This window comes from Leucobacter sp. WKLB1, from assembly GCF_059696215.1.
The window spans coordinates 2,012,890-2,028,800 of sequence record NZ_AP046115.1 but is presented as its reverse complement, the minus strand read 5'-3'; the positions used below and the strand labels follow the sequence as shown (position 1 = coordinate 2,028,800).

At 68.8% G+C, this 15,911-nt stretch carries 12 protein-coding genes and 1 tRNA gene; 5 read left to right on the top strand and 8 right to left on the bottom strand.

The window, feature by feature from the left end:
• Entirely contained in the window at positions 1-600 is a 600-nt protein-coding gene (locus ACZF5Y_RS09195) for a non-canonical purine NTP pyrophosphatase (protein ID WP_497532345.1), read from the top strand.
• A gap of 161 nt (positions 601-761) precedes the next feature.
• Positions 762-3,764 (top strand): aminotransferase, encoded by a 3,003-nt coding sequence (locus tag ACZF5Y_RS09190; protein ID WP_497532344.1) that lies wholly within the window; start codon positions 762-764, stop codon positions 3,762-3,764.
• A gap of 31 nt (positions 3,765-3,795) precedes the next feature.
• Here ACZF5Y_RS09190 and mgtE read toward each other — a convergent pair whose 3' ends face one another.
• Entirely contained in the window at positions 3,796-5,154 is a 1,359-nt protein-coding gene (gene mgtE / locus ACZF5Y_RS09185) for a magnesium transporter (RefSeq protein WP_497532343.1), read from the bottom strand.
• Between the two features lie 365 nt (positions 5,155-5,519).
• On the opposite strand from mgtE, the gene ACZF5Y_RS09180 reads away from it, so the two are divergent.
• Complete coding sequence (locus ACZF5Y_RS09180; protein WP_497532342.1) at positions 5,520-6,473, top strand: endonuclease/exonuclease/phosphatase family protein; 954 nt, start codon at positions 5,520-5,522, stop codon at positions 6,471-6,473.
• 147 nt (positions 6,474-6,620) lie between these two features.
• A complete protein-coding gene (locus tag ACZF5Y_RS09175) occupies positions 6,621-8,294 on the top strand; it encodes a ParB/Srx family N-terminal domain-containing protein (RefSeq protein ID WP_497532341.1) in 1,674 nt (557 codons plus the stop codon).
• A 54-nt stretch (positions 8,295-8,348) separates the two neighbouring features.
• Here the strand turns inward: ACZF5Y_RS09175 and ACZF5Y_RS09170 are convergent, their stop codons facing one another.
• The 5 genes from ACZF5Y_RS09170 to fepB are packed head-to-tail and all read right to left on the bottom strand — an operon-like array spanning position 8,349 to position 13,227.
• Positions 8,349-9,194, bottom strand: a complete 846-nt coding sequence (locus tag ACZF5Y_RS09170) for a siderophore-interacting protein (RefSeq protein ID WP_497532340.1) — start codon at positions 9,192-9,194, stop codon at positions 8,349-8,351.
• A complete protein-coding gene (locus ACZF5Y_RS09165) occupies positions 9,191-10,051 on the bottom strand; it encodes an ABC transporter ATP-binding protein (RefSeq protein WP_497532339.1) in 861 nt (286 codons plus the stop codon). Before ACZF5Y_RS09165 ends, ACZF5Y_RS09170 begins: the two co-directional genes overlap by 4 nt.
• Before the next feature lie 10 nt (positions 10,052-10,061).
• The gene (locus tag ACZF5Y_RS09160) at positions 10,062-11,066 is read right to left on the bottom strand and encodes a FecCD family ABC transporter permease (protein ID WP_497532338.1); all 1,005 of its coding nucleotides are present in this window, start codon (positions 11,064-11,066) and stop codon (positions 10,062-10,064) included.
• 47 nt (positions 11,067-11,113) lie between these two features.
• Positions 11,114-12,223, bottom strand: a complete 1,110-nt coding sequence (locus ACZF5Y_RS09155) for a FecCD family ABC transporter permease (RefSeq protein WP_497532337.1) — start codon at positions 12,221-12,223, stop codon at positions 11,114-11,116.
• Between the two features lie 5 nt (positions 12,224-12,228).
• Positions 12,229-13,227, bottom strand: a complete 999-nt coding sequence (fepB, locus tag ACZF5Y_RS09150) for a Fe2+-enterobactin ABC transporter substrate-binding protein (RefSeq protein ID WP_497532336.1) — start codon at positions 13,225-13,227, stop codon at positions 12,229-12,231.
• Between the two features lie 86 nt (positions 13,228-13,313).
• On the opposite strand from fepB, the gene ACZF5Y_RS09145 reads away from it, so the two are divergent.
• Positions 13,314-14,777 (top strand): helix-turn-helix transcriptional regulator, encoded by a 1,464-nt coding sequence (locus ACZF5Y_RS09145; protein ID WP_497532335.1) that lies wholly within the window; start codon positions 13,314-13,316, stop codon positions 14,775-14,777.
• Between the two features lie 9 nt (positions 14,778-14,786).
• Here the strand turns inward: ACZF5Y_RS09145 and ACZF5Y_RS09140 are convergent.
• Positions 14,787-14,868: transfer RNA gene (locus ACZF5Y_RS09140), tRNA-Leu, on the bottom strand.
• A 30-nt stretch (positions 14,869-14,898) separates the two neighbouring features.
• A complete protein-coding gene (locus tag ACZF5Y_RS09135; RefSeq protein ID WP_497532334.1) occupies positions 14,899-15,687 on the bottom strand; it encodes a TIGR00645 family protein in 789 nt (262 codons plus the stop codon).
• Positions 15,688-15,911 lie beyond the last annotated feature (224 nt).

Sequence of the window (15,911 nt, the reverse complement as noted above, 5' to 3'; positions counted from 1 at the left end):
ATGACGACCGTCGTGCTCGCCTCGCACAACGCGCACAAGCTCGAGGAGCTGCGGCGCATTCTCGGCCCGCTGATCCCGGGTATCGAGCTCATCGGTTATGACGGACCCGAACCGGTCGAGAACGGCCTCAGCTTCGAGGAGAACGCGTTCATCAAGGCGCGCGCAGCCGCCGCGCACACGGGGCTCCCGGCCATCGCCGATGATTCGGGCATCGCGGTCGACGTGCTGGGCGGCTGCCCGGGCATCTTCTCGGCGCGCTGGGGCGGCCCGGCTCGCAACGATCGTGCGAACGTCGACCTGCTGCTCTGGCAGCTGACTGACATCGCCGATGAGTTTCGCGCCGGCGGATTCGTGTGCGCTGCAGCGCTTGCCCTGCCCGGTGCATCGCGCGACGGCGATGTGTGCGAGCTCGGCGTGTGGAAGGGGAGCGTACTGCGCGAACCCGCGGGGGAGCACGGGTTCGGATACGACCCGATCTTCCAGCCGGAGGGCGAGACGCGATCCGCCGCAGAACTGACGAGCACGGAGAAAGACGCGCACTCGCACCGTACCCGTGCCTTCACGGCGCTGGCCCCCGCCATTCAGGCGCTCGCCGGGTAGCGGAGGTCATCGCCCGCGACACCCACGAACTTCGACGTCGGCTTGTGCGGCCCCATGGCCCGAGCCCGAGTGCCCCGCACCGCACGCGCACCCGCGCCGCACCGCGATGGAGCACCCAACACACGAGTGACATCATCGACATCAGAGATGGAGACCACGCGATGACTGAATCATCACCGGGTGGATTGGTGCGACCCGCTGTGACCGAGGCCGACGCCGTAACGATTGCCCGCGACTGCTACGGAATCGAGGTGACGGCCGCAGAACTCGGCAGCAACCAAGATCGCAACTTCGCGCTGACCGCCGCCGACGGCACCCGCAGCGTACTGCGCATCGACAACCCGATTTTCGCCGATGACGCGCGTGACGCGCAGCACGCGGCAATCGACGCCTATCGCGCTGCGGGCGTACGGCCAGCAGCGGTGCTTCCGGGGCTGAACGGCGACTTGACGCAGCGCTGGGGCGGCTTCGCCGTGCGGCGCAGCGAGTTCGCCGCGGGCGAGCCGATGGTCGACCTCGGCTACTTTGCGCCGGTCGTGCTCGAGGAGTTCGGGGCATTGGCCGCCGCCTCGGCGAACGCGCTCGCCGAGCTGCGGCACCCCGGGCTCGACCGCGAGCACATGTGGGACATGCGCGTGGCGTTCGCCGAGACTTCGAAGCTGGTCGACGCGATTACCGACGAAGACCTGCACGAGCGCGTGGTGCTCGCCGCGACTGCGGCTGACGAAGCGCTGGCGCCACTCGTCGACGCGCTGCCGGTGCAGGCGATCCACGGCGACCTCACCGACGATAACGTGACAGGCGTGCGCGGCGACGACTCGCGCGTGCACCCGTCGACCGTGCTCGACCTCGGCGACCTCTCGTACGGCTGGCGCGTCGCCGAGCTCTCGGTCACGGCGAGCTCACTGCTGCACCACGAGCCCGAGCGGCCGCTGCGGTTGCTCGACACGATCGCCGCGTTCCATCGCGACGCACCGCTGTCGGCTGCCGAGGCGCGCGCCGTGTGGCCGCTCGTCGTGCTGCGGGCCGCGCTGCTCGTCGCGAGCGGGTGGCGCCAGCTGCAGATCGACGGCGACAACGACTACGCCCGTGACCGCATCGCCGGTGAGCAGGCCATCTTCGACGCGGCGACCTCGGTGCCGCTCGCCGAAGCGACGGAGCAGGTGCTGGCGCGTCTCGGGTTCCAGGGCGTCGCGCAGGGGAGCGGACTGCAGCTCATGGCGCTGCCGCAGGCGGTGGCGGGCGCCCCGCTGCAGGCGCTCCTGCCGGGTCTCGACGGAGACGTCGAAACCGTGGATCCGAGCGTCGAATCCGAAGCACTCGGGTCAGGCACGTGGCTCGAGCCCGACGCGGAGGCGAGCTTGGTCGCCGCGGCGCTGGGCGCCGGAAACGCCGCCGCGGTGCTGCCCTACGGCGTGTACCGCCTGACTCGCGCAACCATCGACACGAGCGAGGCTGCGGCGACCTGGCCGATCGCGACGGAGATCTGGGTCAACGGCGGAGGCGCGCTCGACGTGGCTGCCCCGGTCTCAGGGACCGTCGCGGTCGCGACCGAGCAAGGCCTGCTGCTCGAACTCGACGGCGGCTGGTTTCTCGCAATCGACGGTGTCGCAGCGTCGCTCGAGGCGGGCGACGAGGTTGCCGCCGGGGCGCTCCTTGCGCGTTTCGCCGCGTCTCAGGAACCCCGGGCGCTGGCCGTGACCCTGTGTCGCAGCGATGCGCTCGACGGGGCCGAACCGCCCATCCTCGTGGTGGCCGAACCAGAACCGGGTCGCGCGCCACTCGTGGCTCCCGAGCGGGTGCCCGCCTGGAGCCGTTTCACCCATGACGCGGCGCTGGTTCTGGGACTGCCTCGTCTCGCTCAGCGCGACGAGGCCAGTGACGAACTGCAGCGTCGCGAGCAGATCTTCGCTAGTGCGCAGGAGCGCTACTACGAGCGACCGATGCAGATCGAGCGCGGCTGGCGCCACCACCTCGTCGACACGACGGGCCGCACGTACATCGACATCGTGAACAACGTCACGGGGCTCGGTCACGGACACCCCGGCGTCGCCGATGCGGTGAACCGGCAAATCCGCGTGCTCAACACCAACTCGCGCTTCCTCTATCGCGAGCTTGCCGAGTACAGCGAACGGTTGCTCGAACTCGTGCCTGAGGGCTCGGGTCTCGATACGGTGCTCCTCGTCAACAGCGGCTCCGAGGCAGTCGATCTCGCCCTCCGACTTGCGCAGGCGGCGACCGGCCGCAAGACCGTCGTCGCGCTGCGCGAGGCCTACCATGGCTGGACCATGGCTTCCGATGCGGTGACGACGAGCGCCTACGACAATCCGTATGCGCTCGAGAACCGCCCCGATTGGGTGCATGTCGCCGACGTGCCCAACCGGTTCCGCGGCACGCATCGGGGCGATGGCACAGGCGCCGCCTACGCCGCGGATCTCGGTCGAGACCTCGACGAGTTGTCGACCGAAGGCCGAGACATTGCCGCGTTCATCTGCGAGTCGGTGCTCGGCAATGCGGGTGGGGTGCTGCTGCCCGAAGGGTATCTCGTCGATGCCTACGCGTGCGTGCGTGCCGCCGGTGGCCTGTGCATCGCCGACGAGGTGCAGGTCGGCTTCGGGCGTATGGGGTTGAGCTTCTGGGGCTTCGAGCAGTCGGGGGCGGTGCCCGACATCATCACGATTGCGAAGCCCATGGGCAATGGATTCCCGATCGGCGGCGTCATTACGTCGAAGCGCGTCGCAGACGCGTTGGCGAGCCAGGGCCAGTTCTTCTCGTCGGCCGGCGGCAACCCGCTGAGCTGCCGCGTCGGCATCGCCGTGCTCGACGCGATGGCCGAGGAAGGTCTGCAAGAGAACGCGCGCGTCGTCGGCGAGCGCCTGGCGAACGGGTTCCGTGAGCTGGCCGAGCAGCACGACATCATCGGCCCCGTGCACGGCGAGGGCCTGTATCTCGGGGTCGAGCTGGTGCGGGATCGCGACACTTTCGAACCGGCGAAGGCCGAAGCTGCGGCGATCTGCGAGCGGCTCAAGGAACTGGGCGTCGTCGTGCTGACGACCTCGGAGCGGTCGAACGTGCTGAAGGTGAAGCCGCCGCTCTGCCTCACCGCGGAGAGCGCCGACTTCGTGGTGTCGGCGCTCGACCGCGTGCTCACCGAGGGCTGGTAATCCTGCCGCCCTCGGCGGTGCTGCGGCTGGCTTAGAGCCGCAGCACCGCCGAGGCGATGCCGAAGTACACGAGCAGACCCGTGGCGTCGACGAAGGTCGAGATGAACGGGTTCGAGAACACCGCGGGGTCGACCCGCACGGCGCGTGCGAGCAGCGGCATACAGCCGCCGACCACGGCGGCCACCGTGCAGACGGCGAGCAGCGTGAGCCCGATCACGGCCCCGATGGGCAGGGAATAGAGCGTCCCGGCGATCCCGAACCCCAACGCTCCGAGCAGCAGCCCGAGCAGTGCCCCGGTGCGGAGCTCCCGCGCGAGCACGCGGAAGATATCGCGCGGTCGCACGTCGCCGAGCGCGAGCGCGCGGGTGACGGTGGTCGCGGCTTGGTTGCCGGTGTTGCCGCCCGTGCCGATCAGCAGGGGCACGAACAGGGCGAGTACGGTGACCTGCTCGATCGTCGCTTCGAAGATCTCGAGGACCTGCACCGTGAGTGTCGCGCCCACCGCGAGCACGAGCAGCCAGACCACACGCGAGCGCACCAGCGTGCGTACCGGGGTCGAGAGGTACGGGCGGCGCAGCGGCTCGGAGCCGCCCTGACGCGCGGCGTCCTCGCTCTCCACGTTCTCGAGGATGCGGATCGCGTCGTCGATCGTGAGCATGCCGACGAGGCGCTCCTCACTGTCGACGATCGGCAGCGCGAGCAGCGAGAGATCGGCGCAGCGGCGCGCGGCCGTCTCATCGGACTCGGTCGCCGCAGCGGTGTGCACGGGGCGCATCAGGTCCGAAATGATGGCGTCAGGCTGCGCCGCGAGCAACTCGCGCAGGCTGACCACGCCGACGACCGTGCGGGTGCCGTCGAGCACCGGAATCGTGTAGACGGTCTCCGCGTCATCGATGTGCGCTTGCACGAGCTGGAGGGTTTCCGAGACCGTCAGCGTGGCGCGCGTCGACACGTACTCCGGGGTCATGCGTCGCCCGACGCTGCCCTGCGGATACCCGAGCAGGGATGCGGTGAGCGCGCGATCCTCTGCGGGCAGCCCGCGCAGCAGCTGGGTCGCGAGCACCGACGGTACCTCGTCGAGCAGCCACAACCGGTCGTCGGGATCGAGCTCCGCGAAGAGCCGACTCACCTCGGCATTCTGCAGCCCGTCGAGCAGATCACCCTGCAATGAAGGCGGCAGCGCTTCGAACACCTCGATCGCGCGGGGCTTCGGCAGGAGGCGGAACAGCACTGCGCGCTGGCGCAGGTCGAGACGTTCGAACATCGGAACGAGCTCCGCGGCTGAGACCGACGTGAGGTCGTGCGTCAGCGCGGGCAGGTCGGTGCCGTCGAGATGCGTGATGATCTCGGCGAAGCGGTCATCGATGGTGGGGATCGGCTGAGTGGTCATGAGAACTCCTTCGGCTCGGGCGCAGAAATGCGCCTTGGCGCCCGAACAGAGTCGGGCGACTGGATGGGAGCCGGGCAGACGCGGAGCCTCGCAGGGAACGGCGGGATGTGCTCGGAGGAGTACGTGCCGTTATCGTGCGTGCGAGAACCGGAGCGCGGAGCCCGGCTGCTGACTATTACTGTCACTGGACATCGGGCTCACCTCGCTTGGGTTCGGGGTCGTGCTGACCACGGGAACCCTAACAGTCGGGCAGCAGATCAGCAAACTCGGCGTGGGGCAGGCATTCCGCATCTCCCCAGGAACTGCCTGTGCCGCGTTGGTAGCATCGGGAGCTTCGCGCCGAGATCCGGGCGGAGGGAGCAGCCATGAACGACGACGCACGCCGGCGACGGCCGGGCATCATTCTGGCTGCGCTCGCAGGCGTACTCGGTGTGATGGTCTCCGTGCCGCACCTTCTCCCGGATGCGCTTGGTGTGGCGATCGCGGTCGAGGCCGTGCTGCCCTGGTTCGGGATCGTCATTGCGCTCATGCTGATCGCCGCGCTGGTGCGCCGCCGCTCTCTTGCCGTCGTCGTGGCCATCGCCGCAGCGATCGCGTGGTGCGTCGTCTTCGTGCCGCGCATGCTGCCGCTCAGCGTCTCCGCAGACGCCGCCGCGAGCGCCGCAGCGGGGGAGCGCACGCTCAGCGTGATCAGCCAGAATCTGCACGGTGCCGTCGGCGACCCGGCGGGCACGGCGCAGGCAGCGCTCGACGCAGCTCCCGACCTCATCGCATTTCAGGAGCTCGACGGCGGCTCGCGCGATGCGGTCGACGCGGTGCTCGCCGAGCGGTACCCCTATCTCTCGCGAGCGGGGTCCGTGTCGCTGTGGAGTGCATACCCGATTACCGCCGATGAACCACTCGATCTCGGGCTGGGCTGGAATCGTGCGCTGCGCGCAACGGTCGCGGCGCCCGGCGGAGACGTCGAAGTGTATGTCGTGCACGCCGCTTCGGCGCGCATCGGGGAGCACGGGCCGCGGGATCGCATGCTCGCCGAACTCGCCGACACGGTGCGGGCAGACGGGAGCGCCCGCATTCTCGCCGTCGGCGACTTCAACGCCGGCACCGACGATCGCGCGTTCGCCCCGATCGCCGCACTGCTGTCCGAGCCTCGGCAGACGACCGGTGGCTTCGGGTTCTCCTGGCCCGAGGAGTTTCCGGTGACCCGCCTCGATCACGTGCTCACGCGCGGCCTCACCGCGACCGCGTCGTCGACCGAGCGCCTCGGAGCGAGTGACCACCTGGGGGTGCGCGCCGAGTTCGTGCTCAGCGACGAGTGAGACGGGTAGCGGCCGCGCGGGTGAACGATTCCGTTCACCCCGGGGTCGCAGGCGAGACACTTCTGGTTCATCCACGCTCGGAATGATGGTCGAGGTTGCGGTTGGAAACGGTCGCGCCGATCCGACATTCGATCAGGAAAGGCCTCCGTGCTCCCCACCCCGAATTCTGCCGTTCCGCGTGCGCGCCGCCGGTTTGCGTCGCTCAGCGTCGCCACCGCGCTGCTGGCCGCACCGCTCGTCGCGGGCGTCGCCGCACCGGCGCTCGCCGACCCCCTCACTGATTCCGGCGTGACGCAGGCTGCCGATCCGACCCTCGACACCGCCGCTGCGGGTGGCTACGCCGACGCCGAAGCGGGCGATCTGCTCGACGTGCGCATCGGCGACGTGCACCCGACGCAGCCGTCGATCGGCTACGACGAGATCTACTACAAGCTCGGGCGCTACGACGCGACCCTGGGCAAGGACGCCGTGAACAAGCGCTTCGGCGACTGGTGCGAGGCCAACGGGCAGCTGGATGCCGTCGCCGCTGAACCGACCGCGACGCTCCGCGATCCCGCGTCGTTCACCTGCGAACTGCCGCTGGGCAGTGAGACCGACGAGAGCCGGGCGGCAATGAAGACCGTCGTCATCGGCCCCGAAGGGGTGCCGTATCTGACCGACGGGCACCACACCCTCACGTCGCTTGCTGAAACGCCCGACGGAGGGCTCGACCTGCACGTGCGTCTGCGCGTGGTCGCGAACCTCTCAGATCAGGCGCCCGAGCAGTTCTGGCAGACGATGATCGCGAACAAGTGGACGTGGCTCGAGCAGGTCGACGGCTCGGCCATCACCCCCGATCAGCTTCCGACTGCGGTGGGCATGAAGAACTTCGCGGACGACCCCAACCGCAGCCTGTTGTACTTCGCACGCGACATCGGATTCGCGTCGGGCACCATCCCGTTCCAGGAGTTCTACTGGGGCGCATGGCTGCGCGACAGCAACCCCGCATATCTCGCGAGCTGGAACAGCAGCGATCGCGAGAGCTACCTCGCCACCGTGCGGGCGCTCTCTGAGCAGCAGGTCGCCCTCCCGAAGGATGGCGTCGTGTACAGCGACTTCACCGCCGCGGATCTCGGCGCACTCGCCGAGTGGAACGATGGCAAGAAAGAGAACAAGGGCGAGTGGGACAAGCTGTCGCAGCCGTACGAGGCCGCGAAGCCGGGCAAGCTTGCCTACGCGATGGCGTACAAGGCGACGCTGCCGGAGACCGAGGAGCCCGGCACGGAAGAGCCCGGTACGGAAGAGCCGGGCACGGAAGAACCTGGGACGGAGGAGCCCGGCACCGAGGAGCCTGGTACTGAGGAACCCGGAACGGAGCAGCCCTCCGACCCCTCGACGGTGCTCGGCGCCCTCTCGGTGCAGGGCGAACTGGTGCCCGGTGGCACGATTTCGGTGAATGGCACCGGGTTCGCGCCATCGACGAGCGGATTCTCGCTGGAACTGCACTCCGATCCGGTCAAGCTGGCCGACGTGACGACCGATGCCGACGGTGCCTTTACGATGGCCGCGACCCTGCCTGAGTCGCTGAGCGGCGCGCACCGCGTCGTGCTGCTGATCAACGGCGTCGAGGTCGGCGGGGCGGCGGTTGAGATCGCCCCAGTCGCCGGCGAGCAGGCGAACGGTGCGGTGAACGCCAACGGCACCGACCTGACGACGGGAACGACGGATGCGCTCGCGCAGACCGGTGCGGCGTCGGTACTGCCCGCTCTTGCGCTGGGAGGTGCGCTGCTGCTCCTGGGCGCTACTGCCCTCGTGCTGCGTCGCAGCGCTGCGCAGCGCTGACCCGCTGGTTCGGGCGTCCGTAGATTGCGGGTGCCCGAACCAGCGCGTGACGGGTCAGATGGCGAGCGACAGGTCGTCAAGCTCGGTGAGCGAGCCGCCCTCCGCGAGGAGTTTCTCGTAGGCGGCGAGACGCTGCTCATCGATCTGCGTGTTGGTCGTGCCGCGCTTCCAGTAGCCGAACACGGCGACGTCGTCTTTCGCGAGTCCGTGCTCCGAGCGGAAGAACGACCGCACGGTGCGCATCTCGTCGCGCTCGCCGGCGCCCCACACCACCATTTCGCCGGGCAGGTCGATCGACGTGAGCTGCTCAGAGAACCCGGCGCCCGGTGCCAACCGTGTGAGTTTCAGCCCTGGCAGTTGGGGGAGCTCGCCGAAGGCCACCGTGTCGTCGGTGGCGACCCAGCCCACTCCACTCAGACCTGGGCGCGCCTGCATCAGGATCGCGTAGAGCGCCGGAATCGCGGTCGCATCGGCGAAGATCGCGACCGCACGGCCCTCGGTTTCCGGGATGGGGAAGTGCGGGCGCGGGCCACCGAATGAGACGGTGTCGCCGATGCGCAGCGTCTGCAGCCACTGCATCATCGGGCTGCGCGCACCGTGCCGCACGACATCGACCTCGATCGTGTCGGCGTTCAGATCGGCAGACCGCACGGTGTAGACGCGGGTCGACGCCTCGAATCGGTCGTCGAGGTAGAAGCGAATCGCGACGTTGGGTGCGGTCCAGAGCGGTTCGTCTGAGAGACCCTCGATGTGCAGAACGACGCGGGCGAGCTCCGCCGTGATGTCGTCGATGCTGCGCACGGTCGCGGTGCCGAGCACCAGGCCTCGGTTGTGGTCCGACGACTGCACGGCGGATCGCTCCTGCAGCGGGGTTGAGCTTTCGGGGGTGGGCTGCGTCATGAGCGCTCCTGTTCTGCCGCGACGGGTGCCGCGGCGGTCGTGGGTGTGTGGTTCAGAGGCCTCCGGCGGTCGCGCGGGATCACCAGCGGTCGACCGGTCTCGGGGTCGTTGATGACGCGCGCGTCGAGCCCGAACACCTCGCGCAGGGTCGGTTCCGTGAGCACCTCATCGGGAGCGCCGGCTGCAGCGATCCGACCATCGCGCATTGCGACGATATGCGTGGCGTACCGCGCGGCGAGGTTGAGGTCGTGGAGCACCGCGACGAGCGTGCGACCGCGCGAGTGCAGCTCGGAGCAGAGATCGAGCACGTCGATCTGATGCGCGATGTCGAGGTAGGTCGTGGGCTCGTCGAGCAGCAGGATCGGGGTTTCTTGCGCGAGTGCCATCGCGATCCAGGCGCGCTGGCACTGCCCGCCGCTGAGCTCTTCGACGAGCCGGTCGGCATCAGCGGTCAATCCGACTTCGGCGAGCGCTCCGTCGACGGCGAGTTGATCGTCGGGAGACCACTGGCGCAGCAGCGACTGATACGGATTGCGGCCGCGCGCAACGAGATCGGCCACGGTGATCGCCGCCGGGGTGACGGGAGATTGCGCCAGGGTGCCGATGGTGCGGGCGACCTGCTTCACACGCATGGTCGACAGATCGGCGTCGTCGAGGGTGACTGCACCCGAGCTCGGGGTCATCATGCGGGCGAGGGATCGCAGCAGCGTCGATTTGCCGCATCCGTTCGGGCCGATGACGGCCGTGAACCCGCCGTCGGGTACCGCGAACGTGAGGTCCGAAATGATCTGCCGGTGACCGTAGCCGACGTCGAGGTGCGCGGCGGCGAGCCGTGGGGTGGTGGGTACGTGGTGCATAGAGTTCCGTTCAAGCGCGGCGTGCGAGAAGCCACAGGAGGTAGACGCCGCCGAGCACGCTGGTGACGAGCCCGACCGGCGTGCGCAGGCCGATGTCGAGATTCTGGGCGAGGAGGTCGGCGCCCACGAGCAGAGCGGCGCCGACGAGAGCGGAGAGGCCGATGAGGGCTCCGGGAACCGGGGCGAGTCGGCGTGCGATCTGCCCGGACGCGAACGCGATGAATGCGATGGGCCCCGTCGCCGCGGTGCCGACCGCCGCGGCGACGACGGCGACGACCATGGCCAGAAATCGAGTGCGTTCGACGCGTACCCCGAGCCCGTGTGCGCTGTCGTCGCCCATCTGGATGAGCGCGAGATCGCGGCCGAGCCAGAGCAGCAGTGGCAGCACGATGGCGAGTGCAGCCGTGGTGGCCCACACGTGCGGCCAGCCGCGACCGATGAGCGAGCCAGATGTCCATACCTGGGCGAGCAGGGCGTCGTCGACGTCGGCGCGGGCGATGAGCAGGGCGGTGATCGCACTCACCACGGCACCCACGCCGATGCCGACGAGCACGAGCCGGAGGCCGCCGGTGACGCCGTCGCGGCGGGCCAGCGCGTACACGATCAGTGCTGTCAGCACGCCGCCGAGTACGGCAGCGGCTGCGGTGGCGAGCATTCCGCCGTCGAACACCACGATCTGAAAGACCGCACCGGTCGCCGCGCCTGAAGTGAATCCGATGATGTCGGGGGAACCGAGCGGGTTGCGCGAGAGCGACTGGAATGCGGCGCCGCTCATGCCGAGCAGCGCCCCGACGAGCGCGGCGGTCAGTGCGCGCGGCAGGCGCCGGTTGAACACCGAGCGTTCGAGTGCTGGTCGGGCGTCTCCGGTCAGTACGGCCGTGATCTCCGCGAATTCGAGGCTTTGTCTCCCCACGATGACCGCGGCGATCACGACAACGGCCACCAGGGCGACGAGGATCGCCACGCTGCGCGCGAGACGCCGCCGCATCACGAAGCTGGAGCTGCCGATCCGCACGATGATCCGGGACCGCGGAGCGCGGCGCTGCGCGATCGCTCGCCTGTTCACAGCGCGGCGACCCGGCGTGAGCGCACGAGTGCGATGAAGAGTGGCGCGCCGAACAGGGCCGCAGCGAGGCCGGTCTGCAACTCTGCGGGGGCGACGAGCGCGCGACCGAGCGTATCTGCGGTGACCAGCAGGGCCGCGCCGACGACGATCGATGCGGGGAGGAGTCGACGGTGCTCATTGCCTGCGGCGAATCGAGCAATGTGCGCGGCGCCCAGACCGATGAATCCGATCGGACCGGCCGCCGCGGTGGCGGCACCGGCGAGCACCACAACCACTGCTGCGGCGCCGATCCGCGTCCCTGCGACGCGCGTACCGAGGGCACTCGCAGCATCGTCGCCGAGCGCGAGCGCGTTGAGCGGCCCCGCGAGCAAGCCGGAAACGAGCAGTCCGACCGCGATGAACGGCAGCACCGACCAGATGACGTCGGCTCCGCGCCCCTGGAGCGAGCCGAGCGCCCAGTATCGGAAGATCGTGAAGCTCGTCTCGTTGCTGATGAGTACCATCTGCGTCAGTGCGGAGATGACGATCGCGACGGCGGTGCCTGCGAGCGCGATGCGCACCGGCGTCGCGGCGCTCCGTCGTGCGGTACCCAGCGCGTAGACGAGCACTGCGGTGAGTGCAGCGCCCGCGAACGCGAACCAGATGTACCCCGTGACGCTGTGCACTCCGAAGTATGCGATCGCAACGACGACGCAGAGTGACGCACCCGCGTTGACGCCGAGGATGCCGGGGTCGGCGAGCGGATTGCGCGTCATCGACTGCATGAGCGCCCCCGCGAGCCCGAGTGCGGCGCCCACGAGCGCGCCGAGCAGTATGCGCGGCAGACGGGACTGCACCACGATGAGGTGCGCGTCACTGCTCGGGTCGTACGCGACGAGCGCCTGCACGACCGTGCCGGGCGGCACCGAGTGGGAGCCGAGACCGAGACCGAGCACCGACGCGGTGATGAGCAGGGCGACTCCGCCGCCGAGCATCGCCGCGGTGCGCCTGCGCGGAGATCGGCGGGTGCGCGATGTCGGGTTCGCAGGTGCGGTGCCGGACGGCTCTTCGGGGTGCTCCGGAGCGCCGTGCGCGTCGGCACGACGCCCCGGTGAGGTGATGGTCATCGCGGTCAGTTGCTGAAGGTGTCGACCAGCAGCTCGACGGTCAGTTTTGCGCTGTAGTAATCGAGTCGGAACGCCTGGGTGCCCATGGAGTACACGCGGTCGTTCTGCACGGCCGGCTGATTGGCGAGCAATGGATCGCCGGAGAAGTCTGCGGCAGGATCCCCGCCGCCCATCGCGACGGCGAGCACGGTTTCGGCGTTTGCGAGACCAGCCGACGTGTTCTCGGAGGTGAGCACGTCGACGCCGCGTCCCTGCGCGTCGTCGGTCTGATACTTCTCGGCGACCGGTGCGTAGGTGAAGCCGAGCGATGTGAGCAGTTCGGCCTGCGGGCTATCCGCAGTGAACGCCCACGAGCCGTCGGCGCCCATGTAGACCAGGGCGGTGGTCGGCTGCTCCGGGAGCTCGATGCGGGTGGCCTGGTCGGCGACCCAGTCATCGTACTCGGCGATACGATCCGCCGCAGCGTCTTCGAGCCCGGTGATCTCACCCAGCTCGGTCGTGAGTTCCTGCCACGTGATACTGCTGTAGTCGAGCATGACGGTCGGTGCGATTTCGGAGAGCTGATCGTAGGCGTCGGCGGTGGCGTCGCCGCCATTGGCGGAGCCGATGATCAGGTCGGGTTCGAACGCATCGACGGCATCGACATCGAGGGTGAGGTCGGTGTACGCGACTTCGACACCCCGGTCTTCAGCCACATCGGCCCACTGCGTGAAGAACCCGTGGTCGTCGGTCAACGGGGAAACCGTGGTGGCGCCGGAGGCAACGAGCGGTGCGTCGATGGCGAGCAGGCTGCCGGTGATCGAGGGAGACGTGGAGACGATGCGCAGCGGTGCCGCCTCGATCTCGGTCTCGCCGGATTCGTGGGTGATTGTGCGCGGCCAATCGCCCGAGGAATTGGAGGACTGGGTGGCGTCGGCGTCAGTCGCTGCGCTGCTCGTGCTGCAGCCTGCAAGGAGCGCGGTCAACGCGGCGGCCAGAATGATCGGGGCAAGGGGTTTCGCCATGCGGCGCACCTCCGTGGAATCGAGTTCAGCGCGGGCGAATCGCCGCGCGGTACCCTAAGTTAGTTGAGCCTAACTTGCATCTGTTGATGGAGAACGACACCGTGTTACCAGGACCCACCGGGCGCATTGCCGAACCATTGCTGTACGTCGCGGTGCGCGGTACGTGCACGATCACCGTGGGTGACGTCGACTGCAGCATCGCGACGGGTGATGCGCTCTGGGTGCCGGCGGGGTCGATCGTGGATGCGTCCCTCGCGTCAGTAACCGGCATCGTGCTCCCGGTTCCCGGACACGCATCGGGGCCCGCGGTCATTGCGCAGATTCCCGGCGCGATCGAACACCTGCCGGTTCTGCTTGCGGCCTTCTCGAGAGGGCTCGGGCACCTCGATGACGGCGCGGCGCGCGGTGTTTCCGTGCGCCTTGAGACGTCTGTGTTCGTCGAGCCCCCTCCGGCACCGGTCTCGGCCGAGCTCCACGACCTCGCCGACACGTTGGCCGACAATCCCGACCTCGATCTCGCTGCGGCGCTCGATGCCGCGGTCACCGGCTGGAGCATGCGCTCGGTACAGCGGAGATTCCGTGCCGAAACCGGGCTGTCGCTCACCGCGTGGGTGCGTCGCGCGCGCATTCATGCGGCCGCCGAACTCCTGCGGAGTGGCCGTGATCTCGAATGGACGTCGCACCGAGTCGGCTTTCGCAGCGTGCCCGGGTTCGTGCGGGCCTTTCGTGAGATTGTCGGATCACCACCTGGCGAGTGGCGTCGTACCGCGACGGGTGCCGAGCTCGCCCGGGCGCAGATCGTTCCTCCGGTCGCACTGGCGGAGACCCGCACCTGGGAGCGGGTGAACGGCGCGCACGTCGCCGTGTGGGCAGCGCTCGGCGTCGTCGATGTGACCATTGGCGGGCGGCCGATGCGCCTGCGTGAGGGAGACGCCGTGGTGCTCCCCGCAGGATTGCGCAACCGTGTCACGGTGCCGGCCGGGTCGCTCATGCTGCCCATCGGGTATCGATCGGGCCGGGCGGGTGCGGTGGGGATGCCGCTCGGCCCGGTGCACCTGGCTCCACGGCTCGATATCGATGCGATCGCGTGGATGATCGATGCGTATGCCAGGCCGGGTGCGACCGGCACCGGTGCCGAGGGCGTCGAGGCGGGATTCGCATCGGTGCTCCGCGGAGGCTCTCTTGCGCCCACCGACGCGGATGACCACCGGCTCGCAGCGCTTGCGAGCGCTGTGTCGCTGCGACCCGAATGGAGTTTCACCGACATCGCAGCGCTACTCGACGACAGCGAGCGCGATCTCAGGCGGCTCGTTCGCGAGCGCGCGGGGGAGTCGAGTGCGACCTGGCTTCGTGCGGCGCGCATGACCCGTGCCCGCAACCGCCTCAACGAAGGGCAGGCGGCGTCGCGCATCTCCCGTGATCTGGGCTACGCGCACCTGCCCGCGTTTTCACGCGCATTCCGAGAGGTGCACGGGGCCGGGCCGGCGGCGGTGCCGCTCACCGATATCTCGGCGGTGTGGCCACCTGCCGGGGCCGGGTCGGTGCGCTGATACGCCACGTGCGCGAGGGGGGACTTGAACCCCCACGTCCGAAGACACTGGAACCTAAATCCAGCGCGTCTGCCAATTCCGCCACTCGCGCGTGGGCCGGGAATTCCGGCCGGGTACCACCTTAGCGGTCGTGCGAGACCACTTCGGCGCCCTCGGGCAGTTGTGCGCCCGCCGGCAGTCGCACGGTGACGAATCCTTCGACTGCGGGCGCCGCAACCGGAGCAACCGTCGCGGGAGTCGGCGCGGCCGGAGGCGCGTCACCGCGCAGCCCCGCCTCGATCGCTCCCGCGCTCAGGCCGCTCGGTGCCGCCGGTGCGTGGTGCTGGCTCATCCGGTCGATCCAGGCGAGCGCGATCGCGGAGACGATGAAGGCCAGGTGAATGGCGACCTCCCACATCACGCCCTCCGACGAGTACAGCACGGTGCCGTTGGCGTTCTTCACGAGGCCGTCGTGCATGCGGCCGACCTCGATGAATGTCTTGAGCAAGTGGATCGATGAGATCGAGATGATGGAAACTGCGAGCTTGACCTTCAGCAGGTTCGTGTTTACGTGCGACAGCCACTCGGGCTCGTCATGGTGACCCTCGACGCGAATCTTCGACACGAAGGTCTCGTACCCGCCGATGATCACCATGATGAGCAGGTTGGCGATCATGACGATGTCGATGAGCGCCAGCACGCTGAGCATCACATCGGTTTCCGTGATGTGGCCGGTCGCGATCACGTTCTCGACCAGGTGCCAGAGCTCTACGAAGAAGAGCACGACGTACACGGCCTGTGCCACGATCAAGCCGAGATACAGCGGTGCCTGCAGCCAGCGGCTCGCGAAGATGAAGCCGGCGAGCGTGCGCGACGCGACCCCGGGGCCGGCTTCGGTGCTGCGTTCGATGGTGTTGGGTCGCTTGCTCACGTGGTGGGCCCTCTCATGATGTGAATGGCATGATGCTAGCGCAGCGCGGTTGAGCGTTCGTAAACAACCTGCGTCACGGTCTCCGCGTGCGAGTACACTGTTGCGAGCGAAGGGGAGTATCCCGGTTCGCCCGTGTCGTCAATACGTGCCGCTCCGTAGCGGTGCCGGTCCGGGCGCGGTGCCGCAGACATGACGTCAAGCACCGGGGAGAGACTTTCGGTCAT

Excerpts from the sequence above, each read along its gene's own strand:
- ACZF5Y_RS09165 (WP_497532339.1), bottom strand. The coding sequence starts at position 10,051 with ATGCACCACGTACCCACCACCCCACGGCTCGCCGCCGCGCACCTCGAC.
- ACZF5Y_RS09180 (WP_497532342.1), top strand. The coding sequence starts at position 5,520 with ATGAACGACGACGCACGCCGGCGACGGCCGGGCATCATTCTGGCTGCG.
- ACZF5Y_RS09145 (WP_497532335.1), top strand. The coding sequence starts at position 13,314 with ATGGAGAACGACACCGTGTTACCAGGACCCACCGGGCGCATTGCCGAA.
- ACZF5Y_RS09155 (WP_497532337.1), bottom strand. The coding sequence starts at position 12,223 with ATGACCATCACCTCACCGGGGCGTCGTGCCGACGCGCACGGCGCTCCG.
- ACZF5Y_RS09195 (WP_497532345.1), top strand. The coding sequence starts at position 1 with ATGACGACCGTCGTGCTCGCCTCGCACAACGCGCACAAGCTCGAGGAG.
- ACZF5Y_RS09170 (WP_497532340.1), bottom strand. The coding sequence starts at position 9,194 with ATGACGCAGCCCACCCCCGAAAGCTCAACCCCGCTGCAGGAGCGATCC.
- ACZF5Y_RS09190 (WP_497532344.1), top strand. The coding sequence starts at position 762 with ATGACTGAATCATCACCGGGTGGATTGGTGCGACCCGCTGTGACCGAG.
- mgtE (WP_497532343.1), bottom strand. The coding sequence starts at position 5,154 with ATGACCACTCAGCCGATCCCCACCATCGATGACCGCTTCGCCGAGATC.
- fepB (WP_497532336.1), bottom strand. The coding sequence starts at position 13,227 with ATGGCGAAACCCCTTGCCCCGATCATTCTGGCCGCCGCGTTGACCGCG.